The 286-nt window shown below is 56.3% G+C and carries 1 protein-coding gene; it reads left to right on the forward strand.

Annotated elements, in window-relative coordinates:
- Positions 1–286: phage head morphogenesis protein (locus E1189_RS02055; protein ID WP_268921568.1), on the forward strand; the 286-nt coding region annotated here is incomplete at both ends.

The raw sequence follows: 286 nt of genomic DNA on the forward strand, positions 1-286 counted from the left end.
GATGTATGACGCTATCGAGGACGACCGGGTCAGGCTCGAGCACCTGCAGTGGAACGCCACCGTCGCTGCAGTAACCGACCCCTTCTGGAAACAACACTATCCTCCCAACGGCTGGAACTGCCGGTGTGGTGTGGTGCAAATGACGAAGGAGGAAGTAGAAGACAACAGCCTGGCAGTCACAATCCCACAAACAGAAACAAGAGCATGGACAAATCCCCGCACTGGAAAAGTCCGGATGGTATCCACCAGCGTCGATCCCGGATGGGATCACAACCCGGGAGAGACA

The sequence above is a fragment of the Parendozoicomonas verongulae genome (assembly GCF_009711465.1).
In the GTDB taxonomy this organism is placed as follows: Bacteria; Pseudomonadota; Gammaproteobacteria; order Pseudomonadales; family Endozoicomonadaceae; genus Sansalvadorimonas; species Sansalvadorimonas verongulae.